This is a genomic window from Thalassolituus hydrocarboniclasticus (assembly GCF_025345565.1).
Lineage (GTDB): Bacteria > Pseudomonadota > Gammaproteobacteria > Pseudomonadales > Oceanobacteraceae > Venatoribacter > Venatoribacter hydrocarboniclasticus.
In genome coordinates this window covers 2391904-2406412 of sequence record NZ_CP054475.1, presented here as the reverse complement: position 1 = coordinate 2406412, position 14509 = coordinate 2391904, and the positions used below count along the sequence as shown (strand labels likewise).

16 protein-coding genes and 1 riboswitch are annotated in these 14509 nt (G+C 55.8%); of the genes, 14 read left to right on the top strand and 2 right to left on the bottom strand.

All coding sequences use genetic code 11. From position 1 onward, the window contains the following. Window positions 1-18: 18 nt before the first annotated feature. From HUF19_RS10640 to HUF19_RS10590, 11 genes are all read left to right on the top strand, one after another. Complete coding sequence (locus tag HUF19_RS10640) at window positions 19-513, top strand: PaaI family thioesterase (RefSeq protein WP_260996632.1); 495 nt, start codon at window positions 19-21, stop codon at window positions 511-513. Beyond that, entirely contained in the window at window positions 510-944 is a 435-nt protein-coding gene (locus HUF19_RS10635; RefSeq protein WP_230331426.1) for a PaaI family thioesterase, read from the top strand. Before HUF19_RS10640 ends, HUF19_RS10635 begins: the two co-directional genes overlap by 4 nt. A gap of 125 nt (window positions 945-1069) precedes the next feature. Further along, window positions 1070-1201, top strand: a riboswitch (TPP riboswitch). 155 nt (window positions 1202-1356) lie between these two features. Next, entirely contained in the window at window positions 1357-3279 is a 1923-nt protein-coding gene (thiC, locus tag HUF19_RS10630; protein ID WP_270049416.1) for a phosphomethylpyrimidine synthase ThiC, read from the top strand. Continuing rightward, complete coding sequence (locus tag HUF19_RS10625) at window positions 3276-4418, top strand: FAD-binding oxidoreductase (protein ID WP_260996631.1); 1143 nt, start codon at window positions 3276-3278, stop codon at window positions 4416-4418. The genes thiC and HUF19_RS10625 overlap by 4 nt, the downstream gene beginning before the upstream one ends. Then, on the top strand, window positions 4409-4642 hold the full coding sequence (thiS, locus tag HUF19_RS10620) for a MoaD/ThiS family protein (RefSeq protein ID WP_260996630.1): 234 nt from the start codon (window positions 4409-4411) through the stop codon (window positions 4640-4642). The genes HUF19_RS10625 and thiS overlap by 10 nt, the downstream gene beginning before the upstream one ends. Before the next feature lie 20 nt (window positions 4643-4662). Continuing rightward, window positions 4663-5520, top strand: a complete 858-nt coding sequence (locus HUF19_RS10615; RefSeq protein ID WP_260996629.1) for a thiazole synthase — start codon at window positions 4663-4665, stop codon at window positions 5518-5520. After that, window positions 5517-7139 carry a bifunctional hydroxymethylpyrimidine kinase/phosphomethylpyrimidine kinase gene (locus tag HUF19_RS10610; protein WP_260996628.1) on the top strand — a complete coding sequence of 541 codons (1623 nt, stop codon included), beginning with the start codon at window positions 5517-5519 and terminating at the stop codon, window positions 7137-7139. The genes HUF19_RS10615 and HUF19_RS10610 overlap by 4 nt, the downstream gene beginning before the upstream one ends. 40 nt (window positions 7140-7179) lie before the next feature. Further along, window positions 7180-9081 (top strand): molecular chaperone HtpG, encoded by a 1902-nt coding sequence (gene htpG, locus HUF19_RS10605; protein WP_260996627.1) that lies wholly within the window; start codon window positions 7180-7182, stop codon window positions 9079-9081. 172 nt (window positions 9082-9253) lie between these two features. Then, on the top strand, window positions 9254-9826 hold the full coding sequence (locus HUF19_RS10600) for a YfaZ family protein (protein WP_260996626.1): 573 nt from the start codon (window positions 9254-9256) through the stop codon (window positions 9824-9826). A gap of 25 nt (window positions 9827-9851) precedes the next feature. Beyond that, on the top strand, window positions 9852-10331 hold the full coding sequence (locus HUF19_RS10595) for a DUF6586 family protein (protein WP_260996625.1): 480 nt from the start codon (window positions 9852-9854) through the stop codon (window positions 10329-10331). 121 nt (window positions 10332-10452) lie between these two features. Further along, on the top strand, window positions 10453-10704 hold the full coding sequence (locus tag HUF19_RS10590) for a hypothetical protein (protein WP_145470427.1): 252 nt from the start codon (window positions 10453-10455) through the stop codon (window positions 10702-10704). 113 nt (window positions 10705-10817) lie between these two features. Here HUF19_RS10590 and HUF19_RS10585 read toward each other — a convergent pair whose 3' ends face one another. Together HUF19_RS10585 and lexA are read right to left on the bottom strand one after the other, a co-directional pair. Beyond that, a complete protein-coding gene (locus HUF19_RS10585; protein WP_260996624.1) occupies window positions 10818-11264 on the bottom strand; it encodes a cell division inhibitor SulA in 447 nt (148 codons plus the stop codon). 32 nt (window positions 11265-11296) lie between these two features. Beyond that, window positions 11297-11896, bottom strand: a complete 600-nt coding sequence (gene lexA, locus HUF19_RS10580; protein ID WP_260996623.1) for a transcriptional repressor LexA — start codon at window positions 11894-11896, stop codon at window positions 11297-11299. Between the two features lie 266 nt (window positions 11897-12162). On the opposite strand from lexA, the gene HUF19_RS10575 reads away from it, so the two are divergent. The 3 genes from HUF19_RS10575 to nagZ are packed head-to-tail and all read left to right on the top strand — an operon-like array spanning window position 12163 to window position 14474. After that, window positions 12163-12807 carry a TetR/AcrR family transcriptional regulator gene (locus HUF19_RS10575; protein WP_145470433.1) on the top strand — a complete coding sequence of 215 codons (645 nt, stop codon included), beginning with the start codon at window positions 12163-12165 and terminating at the stop codon, window positions 12805-12807. 48 nt (window positions 12808-12855) lie between these two features. Continuing rightward, window positions 12856-13398, top strand: coding sequence for a L,D-transpeptidase (locus HUF19_RS10570; RefSeq protein WP_260996622.1), 543 nt, complete (start codon window positions 12856-12858; stop codon window positions 13396-13398). Beyond that, complete coding sequence (gene nagZ, locus HUF19_RS10565; protein ID WP_260996621.1) at window positions 13383-14474, top strand: beta-N-acetylhexosaminidase; 1092 nt, start codon at window positions 13383-13385, stop codon at window positions 14472-14474. Before HUF19_RS10570 ends, nagZ begins: the two co-directional genes overlap by 16 nt. Window positions 14475-14509: the final 35 nt, after the last annotated feature.

The following is a 14509-nucleotide window of genomic DNA, read 5'->3' as shown; positions in this document are numbered from 1 at the left end:
ACCCTCAGCGGAGATCTTATGAGCTTATCGGTTAAAACACGGGCCGAGCGTTTCGTTGCCACCCTGCGTCATTGTCAGGTACTGGGGCTGACGGTTGAAAGCGCGCAGGACAATGTACTGGTTATGCGCCTGCCATACAGTGAACAGATTGTGGGCAACCCGGTCACCGGCACTGTGCACGGCGGCAGCCTGACCACGCTGATGGATACCGCCTGTGGTACGGCGGTGTTCTCCTCGCTGCCGGGTTTCGAGTTGTGCCCGACACTGGATCTGCGTATGGATTATATGAAAGCGGCAACACCAAACCGCGATCTGTTTGCCGAAGCACGGGTAACGCGTATCGCCAGCTCGGTGGTCTTTACCGAGTGTGAGGTATTTCAGGGCGAAGAGCGCGACCTGGTGGCCAAGTGCGCTGCTACTTTTATGCGTATCGGTGAGAATATGACCCCACCGGAATTCCGTGCCCGTATCGAGCAGGGCGATGATGTAACGGCTGCAGGAGCTGCACAATGAGTTTTGAAACCGTGCTGCAACAGGCGCAGCAGAGTGGTGATTTCCAGCCGCTGGTGGATGGTATTCCCTATGCCAATTTAATTGGTCTGAAATTTCAGCGTTTTGGTCAGGATGTGCTGTTTCATCTGCCGGCTAACGAAGACAATATCGGCAATCCGATTTTACCGGCCATTCATGGCGGCGTGATCGGCGGCTTTATGGAGCTGGCGGCGTCACTGCATCTGATGATGACTATGGATACTGCCGCCTTACCGAAAATGATCGATTTCTCCCTCGATTATCTGCGTGCCGGACGTCATCAGGATACCTTTGCTGAATGTCAGGTCTGGCGTCAGGGCTCGCGTGTCGCCAACGTCGCCATTACCGCCTGGCAGACTGAGCGCACCAGCCCGATTGCCACGGCCCGCGCGCATTTTCTGTTGGCGCGTTAATGTCCGGCTGTTTTTCTTACGGCGGCTTTTCTGACCGCCGTTGATGCCTGCCCGGCGCGGATGTTTTGCATAAATAACCCGCCGGGTGTCTTGTCCGCGTAGTCTTCTCTGCCGTACACTCTGTGCCGATTCTGTCGGGGTGCCTCAGGATGTTCAGCGTGCTGAAACATCAAAGAGGTTGAGATCGCAATGTGTTTGCGGATCCCGTTGAACCTGATCTGGTTAGTGCCAGCGTAGGGAACAGAAAAGCGGGTTTTTCGCGGCTGTCGCCGATTTCTTAAACCCCGGTCAGTCACCGTTTACGGTGTGGGCTGTCAGTATTTTACTGCTGCCTGTGATCATCTTTTTCTTTTCTTCGCTGCCTGCCGTTATTTTTCTTCCGTCGTCTGCGACGGCTAAAAAGGTATTGAGCATGGGCAAAAACAATTCAGCGCATACATCGTTAAGCGAACAGATGCGTGTTGACGAACTCTCTCTGCAGCCATTTCCGGCGTCCAGCAAATTCTATGTGCAAGGCAGCCGTGCCGATTTACAGGTTGCACTGCGCGAAATTGCGCTGTCCGATACACAGCTGGCTAATGGTAAAACCGAAGCCAATGCGCCGGTGCGGGTATACGATACTTCCGGCCCTTACACCGACCCGGCCGTGAATATTGATGTGCGCAAAGGTCTGCAAGCGCTGCGTCAGAACTGGATTAATGAACGGGCCGATACTGAGGAGCTTGCCGGTTTCAGCTCCGAATATGCGCGTATCCGCGATATGAACCTGACGCTGGAAAAACTGCGTTTTGAACTTAAGCGTCGTCCGCGCCGGGCATTACCCGGCAAAAATGTCACCCAGCTGCATTATGCACGACAGGGCATTATCACCCCGGAAATGGAGTATGTGGCCATCCGCGAAAATCTGGCATTAAGCCGGGCACAGCTGGATGAGGCACAAAAAAGCCAGCATCCGGGTATGAGTTTCGGTGCGTCGATTCCGGCGGAAATTACCCCGGAATTTGTTCGCTCAGAAATTGCCCGTGGCCGGGCGGTGATTCCCAATAATATTAACCACCCGGAAACCGAGCCGATGATTATCGGCCGTAATTTCCGCACCAAGGTCAATGCTAATATCGGCAATTCGGCAGTTACGTCGTCCATCGAAGAAGAAGTGGAAAAGATGGTCTGGGCCACCCGCTGGGGCGCCGATACCGTGATGGATTTATCCACCGGCGATCATATTCACGAAACCCGCGAATGGATTATCCGTAATTCACCGGTGCCTATTGGTACCGTGCCTTTGTATCAGGCGCTGGAAAAATGCAACGGCGTGGCCGAAGACCTGACCTGGGAATTATTCCGCGATACCTTAATTGAGCAGGCCGAGCAGGGCGTGGATTATTTTACTATTCACGCCGGTGTGCGTCTGGCGCATGTGCCGCTGACCGCCAAACGGGTGACGGGTATTGTCAGCCGTGGTGGTTCGATTATGGCGAAATGGTGTCTGGCGCATCATAAAGAGAGTTTTCTCTACACCCATTTCGAAGATATCTGCGACATTATGAAAGCCTACGATGTCTGCTTCTCCCTCGGCGATGGTCTGCGTCCCGGCTCCATTGCCGATGCCAATGACGAAGCGCAGTTTGCCGAATTAAAAACTCTGGGGGAATTAACCAAAATCGCCTGGAAGCACGATGTGCAGACCTTTATTGAAGGTCCGGGCCATGTGCCGATGCATTTAATTAAAGAAAATATGGAGATGCAGCTCGAGCATTGTGACGAAGCGCCGTTTTATACCTTAGGACCGCTGACCACCGATATTGCACCGGGCTACGACCATATTACCTCAGGCATCGGCGCGGCATTAATTGGCTGGTATGGCTGCGCCATGCTGTGTTACGTCACGCCGAAAGAGCATTTGGGCCTGCCCAATAAAGAGGATGTTAAACAGGGCTTAATTACCTACAAAATTGCTGCTCATGCCGCTGACTTAGCCAAGGGGCATCCGGGCGCGCAGCTGCACGATGATGCGATGTCGAAGGCGCGTTTTGAATTCCGCTGGCAGGATCAGTTCAACCTGGCCCTTGATCCTGATACGGCACGCAGTTACCACGATGAAACCCTGCCGAAAGAAGGCCATAAGCTGGCGCATTTCTGTTCTATGTGCGGGCCAAAATTCTGCTCGATGAAAATCTCGCAGGAAGTGCGCGATTTTGCTTCGGCCCAGGAGGCGGAAGACGCGCCGCAAAGCGAAGGCGTGCCACAGTACGAAGAAGCGCAGCAGGGCATGGCTGAAAAAGCCGCAGAATTCCGCGCCAGCGGCAGTGCGCTCTATCAGGAGGCCGAAGCATGAGCGAGCAGCGTCGGGTTTGTATTGCCGGCGCGGGCCTGATGGGCAGCTTGCTGGCGTGGCGTCTGGCCCGTCAGGGCTTTCAGGTGGAGGTCTATGAGGCCGCCGCCGAAGACCAGCCCGCCAGTGCTGCGCATACCGCCGCGGCGATGGTCGCGCCTTACAGCGAGCGCTCGCTGGCGCATCCGGAAGTCTTTGCGCTGGGCCTGCAGTCGTTGCAGCTGTGGCCGCAGTTATTACCGGAGTTGCACGCCGACAGTGGTATTGCCGTGCACTATGGTCAGAGCGGCAGTCTGGTGGTGGCCCATCCGGCGGATCAGGCCGAGCTTACGCAGTTTGCTCAGGATCTGCGTCAGGGCGGTTTATGGAATCCCGCCGATGACGGCCGTGAAAACGAAGCCGCCATTCAGCGTCTGAATCAGGCGCGGTTGCAGGACCTTGAGCCTGCGCTGAATCCGCAACTGGCCGAAGGTTTCTGGCTGCGCCACGAAGCCTGGGTCGATAACCGTGCGTTATTACCGGCCCTGCACAAAGCAGCGCGCAGTTTTGGCGCGCGCTTTTATTTTTCAACAGCGCTGAACGATTTACCGCCTTACGCCGCCATTAAGCTTGATTGTCGTGGATTGGGCGCCAAAGCCGCCTTGCCACAGCTGCGTGGCGTACGCGGTGAGGTGTTGTGGATTGAAAGCCAGGAGGTGCAGATTTCGCGGCCGATACGGTTGCTGCATCCGCGTTATCACCTCTATCTGGTACCGAAAGGGCGTCACCGCTATGTACTGGGTGCTACCGAAATCGAAAGCGAAGACCGCTCGCCGGTCAGCGTGCGCTCGGCGCTGGAAATGCTCAGTGCGTTGTATTGCCTCAGTCCGGCGCTGGCCGAAGCGCGGATTCTGAACTTCGACGTCAATTTACGCCCGGCACTGGCCGATCATCGTCCGCAGATCCTTGCTCAGGATGATGGGGTGCTCAGCATTAACGGCCTGTTCCGTCACGGTTATCTGCTGGCGCCAGCGCTGCTGCAGCGCCTGCAACAGCAGCATGGTCTGGTGCTGGGGCTGGAGCCTGCGCCAACCGGGCAGTCCGCCCCCTCAAAGTCCATCCCCTCACAAGCCATCGCCTTCGGAGGTGAAGCATGCGCCTGATTATTAATGGCGAGTCGTGTGATCTGCCGGTCAGCGCAGGGCTTAGCCTGCAGCAATTGCTGCAACAGCTTGGCTATCTGCAAATACGGCCGGAGGATGCTGCTGTGAGTGGCAATTTTATTGTTGCCGTGAACCAGCAGATCGTCAGTGCAGCGCTCTATGCCACGACCGGCCTTAACGAAGATGACTGCATCGACATTCTCGGTGCTATTACCGGTGGCTGAGCGGGGTTCTGGAGAAGGATATGAATACAGAAAATAATGTTGCACCTGACGCTGGTGCCGACGTGCTGCAGATTGCCGGTGAAACCATCGGCAGCCGTTTGTGGCTGGGCTCCTCCCTGTACCCGTCACCACAGGTGATGGGTGATGCCATTGCCGCGGCAACCCCCGGATTTGTTACCGTATCGCTGCGCCGCCAGAGTGCTGCTCAGGTACAGGAGCAGGTGAGTGAACATGGTCACTGGCATCTGCTGCATCAGCAACTGGCCAGTACCGGGGCAAAACTGCTGCCCAATACCGCCGGTTGTCACAGTGCCCGTGAAGCGATTCTGCTGGCGCAGATGGCGCGTGAGCTGTTTGTCACCGACTGGATCAAGCTCGAAGTTATCGGTGACGACTACAGCCTGCAGCCGCATCCGCTGCAGCTGGTGGAAGCGGCGCGCGAGCTGGTGGCGCAGGGCTTTAATGTGCTGCCGTACTGCACCGACGATCTGGTATTGTGCCAGACCCTGCTGGAGCTGGGCTGTGCGGCGGTGATGCCCTGGGGTGCACCGATCGGTACTGGCAAAGGGCTGATGAATCCTTATCAGCTGAAAACCCTGCGCGAACGTCTGCCACAGGCGGTATTGGTGGTGGATGCCGGACTGGGCAAACCCTCTCAGGCGATGGCGGCGCTGGAAATGGGCTTTGATGCGGTACTGCTCAACACAGCGGTGGCGCGTGCCCATGATCCGGCAGCGATGGCAGCGGCGTTTAAGCAGGCGGTGGATGGCGGCCGGGCTGCCTATCGCGCTGGTCTGATGTGCGAGCGTGATCAGGCATCGCCTTCCACGCCGACGCTGGGGCTGCCGTTCTGGCATCAGACCGGAGGCGGAGTATGAGCCTCTGTTCAGGCCCGGTGAACCGGGCAAAAATCTGGAGCATTGCCGCCTCCGACTGCAGTGCTGGCGCCGGCAGTCAGGCGGATTTAACCATGGCGCGGGCGCTGGATACCGATTGTGCCACGCTGATCTGTGCCATAACCGCGCAGAACAGTCAGGGCGTGCAGGCCGTTGAGGTGCTGTCGCGGGCAATGCTGGAGCAGCAATGGCAGAGCCTGAAAGCCGATGGCTGGCCGCAGGCGATTAAAATCGGCTGGCTGCCACCGGGCAATCTGCTGCTGCCCTGGTTGCTGGAAAAACTGCAGGAATATTCCGGGCCAGTAATCTGGGACCCGGTGCTGTCGGCATCGCAGGGTGGTTTCCCCCAGGCCAACTGGCCGAAAGACGCATTGCAGGCCCTGCTGCAGCGGGTTGATGTACTGACGCCTAATCTGGCAGAAGCACAGGCGCTGCTGACGTTATTGCAGCCGCAGGATGATGGCGGCGCTGTACAAAACGATTACGAGCCAAGCGATTACGAGCTAGGCCATTGCGCAGACATCTCCGCCGCACTGCAGGTACTGGGCGTTAATCATCTGCTGATTACCGGCGGCGACAGCGCTCGGGCTGGCAGTGCTGAATCTGACGAATGGATTCAGGATGCGTTCTTTGCGGCTCCCTCGTCGGCATCAGGATCTGCTTTCGGTGATCAGCTGCCGGGCCCGGATTTATTGCGGGCGTTTGTTTTCCGCCACCGGCGCTTACCGCTCAAGGTACACGGCACCGGCTGTCATCTGGCCAGTGCCATTGCCTGCGGTCTGGCGCAGGGCTATACGCTGTATGATGCCCTGAGCAGAGCGGTGGCGGCGGTACGCCTGGCGATCCGTTCGGCCAGTGAGCGCGCCAATGGTTACCACAATGCCTGGGCGCGCCCGCTGAATGAGTCGCTGGCCGAAGACTGGCCGCAGGTGGTTCCTGTGCAACAGCGGGCATCCGCTGTGCATTTTCCGCGCTTGCCGCAGCCTCTGGGGCTGTATGGGCTGGTGGACAGTCTGCCGCATCTTAAGCGTCTGCTGGCGCTGGGTATCGACAGTCTGCAATGGCGGGTTAAATCGCCGGGGGCAGAGCATAAAGCTCAGACCGCTGAGGCCATTTATTATGCTGCAGAATCTGCAGTACCTTTGTTTATCAACGACGACTGGCAGCTGGCGCTGGAGTTGGGGGCTTTTGGTGTGCATCTGGGGCAGGAAGATCTGTTAACGGCGGATCTGCAGGCGCTGGCAGAAGCGGGTATCGCACTGGGCATCAGCACCCACAGTGACTGGGAGATTGCCCGGGCGCGCGGGGTGAATCCGTCTTATATCGCCTTTGGCCCGGTGTTTACGCCGCTGTCGAAAGTGTTGCGTTACCAGCCTTTGGGCACGGAAACCTTAGCCCTGTGGGTTGAACGTTTTACCGATCATCGGCTGACCTGTATCGGCGGGATTACAACAGCGAATATTGCTCAGGTCATGGCCAGTGGCATTGATTCGGTCGCCATTGTAACTGAGCTTGCCGACGATGAAGCGCTGCCGCAGCGACTGGCCAATTTGCGTAAGTGTATTCCGGCGCTTGAAAAGCGTTGCGGCGTCCCCATTTAAACAACACTGTTTTTTATGGCGCGTTGTAAAGGAGACGAACATGACCGCAGCCAGCAAAGAAACCTTGGGTTTTAAAACCGAAGTTAAACAACTGCTGCATCTGATGATTCACTCTTTGTATTCCAACAAAGAGATTTTTCTGCGTGAGTTGATTTCCAACGCTTCAGACGCCTGCGACAAGCTGCGCTTTGAAGCCCTGCAGAACGATGCTCTGTTTGAAGGTAATGCAGATCTGGGCGTGCATATCGATTTCGACAGCGAAGCCCGTACCCTGACCATCGAAGACAATGGTATCGGTATGAACCGTGAAGAGGTGATTAACCACCTCGGCACCATCGCTAAATCCGGTACGGCCGAATTCCTCAGCAAACTGAGCGGCGATCAGAAAAAAGATTCGCAACTGATTGGCCAGTTTGGTGTTGGCTTTTATTCGGCCTTTATTGTCGCCGATAAAGTCACGGTTGAAACCCGTCGTGCCGGTGATGATGCGTCTGAAGGCGTGTGCTGGGAATCGGCCGGTGAGGGTGAATTTACCCTGGAAAGCATCGACAAAGCGGAACGCGGTACCCGCATTACCCTGCACCTGAAAGAAGACGATGCAGAATTTGCCGACAGCTTCCGTCTGCGTTCGCTGATTAAAAAATATTCAGATCATATCGCTGTGCCTGTGTATCTGCCGCAGGAAGTCAGTGAAGATGATGCTGACGGCGAGAAAAAACAGATTCCGGAAGCGGTTAACCAGGCCAAGGCGCTGTGGACCCGCAGTAAGTCCGACCTGAGCGATGACGAATATAAAGAGTTTTACAAGCACGTTTCCCACGATTGGAACGACCCGCTGCTGTGGTTGCACAACCGTGTGGAAGGCAAACTGGATTACACCAGTCTGCTGTATATCCCGGCCAAGGCGCCGTTCGATATCTGGAACCGCGATGCGACCCGTGGTCTGAAACTGTACGTGCAGCGTGTCTTTATTATGGATGACGCTGAGCAGTTCCTGCCGCTGTACCTGCGCTTTGTGAAAGGTGTGTTGGATTCCAACGACCTGTCGCTGAACGTTTCCCGCGAAATTCTGCAGAAAGACAAACAGGTCGACAGCCTGCGCAGCGCGCTGGTTAAACGGGTACTCGATTCACTGGAAAAACTGGCGAAAAATGAGCCGGAAAAATACCAGAGCTTCTGGGATGAATTCGGTGATGTGCTGAAAGAAGGCCCGGCAGAAGATTTCGCCAACCGTGAAAAAATTGCCAAACTGTTCCGCTTTGCCACCACCAAGAGTGACAGTGCCGTACAGAATGTCGGTCTGGAAGACTATGTTGCGCGCATGCGTGAAGGTCAGAAAAAGATTTACTACATCACCGGCGACAACTATGCCGCGGTGTCCAGCAGCCCGCATCTGGAATATTTCCGCACTAAGGGTGTTGAAGTGCTGCTGCTCACCGACCGTGTTGACGAGTGGATGGTTGGCCACCTGACCGATTTCGACGGCAAAGTTTTCCAGGACGTTACCAAAGGCGAACTGGATCTGGATGAACTGGCGGATGCTGCGGAAAAAGAGCAGCAAAAAGCGCTGGAAGAAACCCATAAAGATCTGGTTGAACGCGTGCAGAAAGCCCTCGAAGGTGAAGTGAAAACCGTCCGAGTCAGCTCACGCCTGACCGATTCACCGGCCTGTCTGGTGGTTGGCCAGTACGATATGGGTGGCCATATGCGCCGGCTGATGGAAGCCGCGGGGCAGGCGGTGCCTGAACCTGAAACGGCCCTGGAAATTAATCCGTCGCATCCGCTGATCGAACGTCTCGACAGCGAGCAGGATGAAAGCCGCTTTGCCGAGTTAGCGCAGGTGATTCATGCCCAGGCGCAATTGGCAGAAGGCAGCCAGTTAAAGCAACCGGCAGAATACGTCGCGCGGCTGAACAAACTGTTGCTCGATTTAATGCGTTAACAGGGACTTTTACTGGTCTTAGTCGCGGCGGCCGTGGTTTAACCACTGCCGCCGCACTGCTATTATGCCGGCAAATAAAAATCAGCTGCTGTCTGTTGCTCTCTTTGTGGGAGAACAGTGACGGGTAATCCGCGCAGCAGCCGGTACTGTGATCTGATCATTGGGGAATGCTATGAAAATGTTGCGTATGACCGCTCAGGGAATTCTGACGGCTGGTGCTCTGGTTTTGCCGACACTGGTACAGGCGGGTGGTTCGCTGGATATCAGTCTGGCCGATGATGTCGCCCGCGTTGCTTACGACGCCACCCAGATGGGCTCCGGCCTGCATGTCAGCCTGGCGGCTCTGCACCATGAAGATGACGGTGATATGGTTTCTGCCGGTCTGCATGTGGTGGATGTACGTCCATCAACCAGTCATCTGTACATTGGCGTGGGTGCCAAGGTTTTTGCGTTTAATACCGATCACTTTGATGGTGCGGCTATGGGGGTGGGAGGCTTTTTCCGCTACAGCTTCCCGGCAGCACCGGATGTTGGTCTGGCAGGTTATGCCTATTACGCGCCGCCGGTTGTGTCATTCGGTGATGCTGAAAATATGATCAACAGCGATATCCGTCTGCAGTTCAGCCTGCTGCCGACCGCGCGTATTTATGCCGGTTACCGCTATAACAGCATTCGTATCGAAGACATTAACGAGCGTTACGAGCTGGGCGATGGTGCTCACTTCGGTCTGACCATCGACTTTTAATCTCAACCTTCCGCCGGAGCAGGCTATGTCGCAGTGGATTGGCTTTACCAATCAGAAACTCTATCAGTGCCGTTTATTGCTGGAGCAGCTGGCAGCGCTGCAGTCGGCTGCGCCTGCTTTGCAGCAGGCTCTGGAAGAGAGTGCACTGTATCAGCTGCGCGATGCCTGGCTGTCTTATCTGGCAGAGTTGGGGGATATGGTGGCGTATCGTCAGCCTGTCAGCTCTCTGGAATCACTGCTGCAGAATACGCCGCTGATCACCGGCGAAATGCGCGAGCTTAAGCATCTGGCGGAGAACGGCTTTTCCTGGCTGGCGCAGATGCTGGCGGCGGCAGATGCTCAGGGACGTCCGGCCGGAATGAATCAGCCGGCAGCGGCGGTGCAGACGGTTGAGGCTCCGGGCAGAATTGCGCTGGTGGCGACGCAGCAGTCGCCGGTTGCCGGTTGGCTGCAGGATCTGACCCGCCTGATTGAAGCTCAGCGCGCCAATCGTCAGGAAAGCTGATGCCTTGCTGAGTGCATTTATGCAGAGCCGTTTACTTTTTATTACTAACGGTTCTGTGTGTCGTTCAAGCTATTGAAAACATCCTGTGATACACTCCCGCGCCCAGTTTTGAGAGGCGGTTATGGCGCGCTTTTTTGAAATCGTAGAACTTTCCAATGGTGATATCGCCCTGCGTCGTGCTGACGATCAGGACAGCGATGCACTGGTGTGTATTCATTTTTCCGAAGATGCCAAGGCCAGCCTGCAGGCGCATCATATGGATGTTGCGCGGGTGATGCTGGAAGCCGGAGTGCGTAAAGTCGGCGAGCTTTCCGGTATGGAAGTTGAGCGCGAAGACTTTGACACCCCTGAGTATCAGCAGCGACTGCACTGAATGGTGTCTGGCGGTATTGAATCGCCCACCGTTGTGCGTATGAAATTGTGCTGAAAACACAAAAAAGCCCTGATAAAAATCAGGGCTTTTTTGTGTTCGTCGTTTGCTGCACTTCAGGGACGGCGCTGAATCAGCACCACATGGCTGCCGCTCTGGTCGGCCTGCTGGCGGATGATCTGCCGTTCGTGGTTGCTCAGTTCTCCCTGCCATTCAACAATCATATGGCTGTTGCCGGCCGCCAGAACTTTGCTGCACAGGGCCAGTTGGGTGTCATTGCACAGATCGAGATGAATCACCGGCGAATGCTGCAGGCCCATGCTTTCCAGCCAGCTTTTATTCATCGGACGGTGCGGGCTCAGCCACATCAGCCAGCGCTTGTGCGCATTGCACTGTGCCAGCATCGGCAACAAATGCATGGGCTGAATGGCACCGCCTTCACTGACGATGACCTCGGTCAGACTGCCGCGCAGCGCACTGGTGCTGACTCTGGCCATCCTGCCTGGTTGCTGGCTGCTGAGAGATAAGCCGGCTTCTTCCATTCCGAGTAATAACTGACGCATAACAATCACCCCGAACCTGTGAACAGTTGCTGTTAGCTGCGGCGTACAACGCCGACGTATAAACCTTCAACGGCAAATTCCGTTTCCCGCAGATCAACTTCAATCGGCTTAAAGTCGTCATTTTCCGGGTGCAGAATCACCTGATTACGCTTCTTCTCGTAGCGCTTGACCGTTACTTCGTTATCGACGCGGGCAACAATGATTTCGCCATTACGGGCGGTTTCGGCCTTGTGCACCGCAATGTAGTCGCCGTCGAGAATGCCGATGTTCTTCATGCTGTCGCCATGAACTTCCAGCAGGAAGTCGGCAGAAGGGCGGAAGAAGCTGGGTGGAATCTCGCAGTAATCGGCGATGTGTTCCTGAGCCAGGATGGGCTCACCGGCGGCTACACGGCCAACGATCGGCAGACCCGGGTTCTGCTCTTCAACAATGCGCAGGCCGCGGGAAGCGCCGGGCATAATCTCAATCGCACCTTTACGTGCCAGCGCCTTCAAGTGTTCCTCTGCGGCGTTAGGCGATTTAAAGCCCAGCTCGGCAGCGATTTCGGCGCGGGTGGGCGGAAACCCTGTATCTTCCAGTGAGGAGCGGATGAAATCCAGAACCTGCTGTTGTCGTGCCGTGAGCTTGATCATGATGCTTATCCAGTCTGTTGATCCATACAGTATGGTGTAAATGTATACAGTATTTTATCCAGTGTAAACCCCTGTTGTCAGAGGTCTGTGGATTGCTGTGGATGCATTGCTGCTGCACCGGCCCGGATGATGGTATGAGGCTTTTAGCCTTTGGCCGTATATGGGGTTGCCTAAATCTCGTTTTAAACGTATGTTTGAAACAGTTGTTTTGTACTGTCGGCGATGGCAATAAAGCCGCGACAGCGTGATAGGGCAGATGCAGGGTTATGGCACAGAAAGATACGGTTAAAAGTATCCTGAATGCGGCAGAGGAGTTGTTTTCGGAGCGTGGCTTTGCCGAGACCTCATTGCGGAATATCACCACCAAGGCCGGAGTGAATCTGGCGGCGGTGAATTATCATTTTGGCTCTAAGAAAGCGTTGATTCAGGCGGTGTTTGCCCGTTTCCTGACGCCATTCTGCGAAGATCTGGAGCGTGAGCTGGACGCCGTACAGGCGCGGCTGGATGGCAAGGTGCCGGAATTACCCGGCATATTAATGCTGCTGTCGCAGACGGCGCTGCGTGCCGGGCATGACAGTCCGCGTCGTCTGGGGATCTTTATGCGTCTGCTGGGGCTGGCTTACACCCAGGGGCAGGGGCATTTACGCCGTTTTCTGCAGAAAGAATACGGTCCGGTGTTTAAAGCCTTTATGCGTCTGGTGACGGCGGCGACGCCTGAGCTTTCCGATGAAGACCGTTTCTGGCGTATTCACTTTATGCTGGGGGCGACGGTGTTTACGTTGTCGGGGGCCGATTCACTGACGGCGATGGCAGAACACGATCTGGGTAAGGGATCGGATATTGCGCAGGTTGTTGATAAATTGATACCTTTCCTCGCATCCGGTCTTAACGCTCCGCATCAGGCTGGTTGAGCGGAGCCGGGCTTTCCGTTTTTCGCTTTTTACCAACAGGCCTTTGCTATGGCGCCCACGGCTGCGCAATCTGCGTTACCGCAAACATTAATAGAAGTTTCTATTGCCGATCAGGTACTGCGCGTGTCGAGCGCCGGTATCTGCCACCTGTATCCGGTTTCCACGGCGCTTAATGGTGCCGGTGAGCAGGAAAATTCCGGTTGTACCCCCCGTGGCTGGCACCGTGTCCGTGCGGCTATTGGTGCCGGTTTGCCACTGAACACCGTATTCGTTGGCCGGCGCCCGACCGGTGAAATGTATTCGCCTGAACTGGCGCTACAGCAACCACAGCGCGACTGGATTTTAACCCGCATTCTTTGGCTGCAGGGACTGGAAGTCGGCGTCAACCGTATGGGCAATGTCGATTCCATGCGCCGTTATATTTATATCCATGGCACGCCGGATTCTGAACCTATGGGCCAGCCACTGTCTCATGGCTGTATCCGTATGCGTAACAGTGATATTGCTGAATTATTTGAACTGGTCAGTGCCGGTACGCCGGTGTGGATTCAGCCACACAGTTTTTCGAGGATTCCATGCCGCAATCTGTAATACAGAATCTGAACCAGCGTATCGGTGTGGTTGCCGATATTGAAGGTACAGAATTAACCGCTGCCGACCGTGAATTTTTATTGCAGCCGGAAATCTGCGGGTTAATTTTTTTCGCGCGTAATTATCAGTCGCCACAGCAGTTAAAGGCTCTGACCGGCGATATTCTCAGCCTGCGCCCGGATTTATTATTGTGCGTGGATCAGGAAGGCGGTCGCGTACAGCGTTTCCGTGAAGGCTTTACCCGTCTGCCGCCAATGCTGGCTCTGGAAAAAGAATATCAGCACAACAGCACAGAAGCGCTGACCCTGGCCCATGAACTGGGCTGGCTGATGGCCGCCGAGCTGCGTCAGCAGGGGGTGCATCTGAGCTTTGCGCCGGTGCTGGATATTGAAACCGATGTGTCGCAGGTGATTGGCGATCGTGCCTTTGCTCATGATGCAGCGACCGTTATTGCGCTGGCTTCCGCCTTTGTGCGTGGTATGAATGAGGCCGGCATGCTGGCGGTAGGCAAGCATTTTCCCGGTCACGGTGCCATTGCCGCAGACTCGCATCTGGCGCTGCCGGTGGACACTCGTTCGCGCATTGAACTGAATAACGATATCGAGCCTTTTCATGTGCTGATGTCGATGGGGCTGTTAAGCGGTATTATGCCCGCCCACGTGATTTATCCGGCGGTCGACAGTGACAATACCGCCGGTTTTTCTGCGCACTGGCTGCAGAATATTCTGCGCACCGAGCTGCAGTTTAATGGTGTGATTTTCAGTGATGATTTATCCATGGCCGGTGCGGCCAGTGTTGGCAGTTACGCCGAACGTGCCGGCTGTGCCATGCGTGCCGGTGCCAATGCGCTGCTGGTGTGTAATGACCGCCCGGCCGCGCAGCAAGTCATCCTTACTGTACGTGAACAATTACAACAGCCGGGCTGGCAGACGCTGAGCCTTACCGGATTGCAAGGGACCTCGGAAGAGCTACAGGGTTCGGTAGGCGGGTTGCAGGGAGCAGCAGGTGATATTTCAGAGAACATGCTGGCCGAACGCCGCTCGGCGATCTTGCTGCAGCTGGAAAAGCTGCGCTGAATAATGAATAACGGTGCCTTTAAAAACGCCGTCTG

What these genes read in the sequence shown, in the direction of transcription:
- HUF19_RS10610 (WP_260996628.1), top strand. Translation starts at nt 5,517, where the DNA reads ATGAGCCTCTGTTCAGGCCCGGTGAACCGGGCAAAAATCTGGAGCATT.
- HUF19_RS10595 (WP_260996625.1), top strand. Translation starts at nt 9,852, where the DNA reads ATGTCGCAGTGGATTGGCTTTACCAATCAGAAACTCTATCAGTGCCGT.
- HUF19_RS10570 (WP_260996622.1), top strand. Translation starts at nt 12,856, where the DNA reads ATGGCGCCCACGGCTGCGCAATCTGCGTTACCGCAAACATTAATAGAA.
- HUF19_RS10615 (WP_260996629.1), top strand. Translation starts at nt 4,663, where the DNA reads ATGAATACAGAAAATAATGTTGCACCTGACGCTGGTGCCGACGTGCTG.
- HUF19_RS10635 (WP_230331426.1), top strand. Translation starts at nt 510, where the DNA reads ATGAGTTTTGAAACCGTGCTGCAACAGGCGCAGCAGAGTGGTGATTTC.
- nagZ (WP_260996621.1), top strand. Translation starts at nt 13,383, where the DNA reads ATGCCGCAATCTGTAATACAGAATCTGAACCAGCGTATCGGTGTGGTT.
- HUF19_RS10575 (WP_145470433.1), top strand. Translation starts at nt 12,163, where the DNA reads ATGGCACAGAAAGATACGGTTAAAAGTATCCTGAATGCGGCAGAGGAG.
- HUF19_RS10590 (WP_145470427.1), top strand. Translation starts at nt 10,453, where the DNA reads ATGGCGCGCTTTTTTGAAATCGTAGAACTTTCCAATGGTGATATCGCC.
- thiS (WP_260996630.1), top strand. Translation starts at nt 4,409, where the DNA reads ATGCGCCTGATTATTAATGGCGAGTCGTGTGATCTGCCGGTCAGCGCA.
- HUF19_RS10585 (WP_260996624.1), bottom strand. Translation starts at nt 11,264, where the DNA reads ATGCGTCAGTTATTACTCGGAATGGAAGAAGCCGGCTTATCTCTCAGC.
- lexA (WP_260996623.1), bottom strand. Translation starts at nt 11,896, where the DNA reads ATGATCAAGCTCACGGCACGACAACAGCAGGTTCTGGATTTCATCCGC.
- HUF19_RS10625 (WP_260996631.1), top strand. Translation starts at nt 3,276, where the DNA reads ATGAGCGAGCAGCGTCGGGTTTGTATTGCCGGCGCGGGCCTGATGGGC.
- HUF19_RS10640 (WP_260996632.1), top strand. Translation starts at nt 19, where the DNA reads ATGAGCTTATCGGTTAAAACACGGGCCGAGCGTTTCGTTGCCACCCTG.
- thiC (WP_270049416.1), top strand. Translation starts at nt 1,357, where the DNA reads ATGGGCAAAAACAATTCAGCGCATACATCGTTAAGCGAACAGATGCGT.
- htpG (WP_260996627.1), top strand. Translation starts at nt 7,180, where the DNA reads ATGACCGCAGCCAGCAAAGAAACCTTGGGTTTTAAAACCGAAGTTAAA.
- HUF19_RS10600 (WP_260996626.1), top strand. Translation starts at nt 9,254, where the DNA reads ATGAAAATGTTGCGTATGACCGCTCAGGGAATTCTGACGGCTGGTGCT.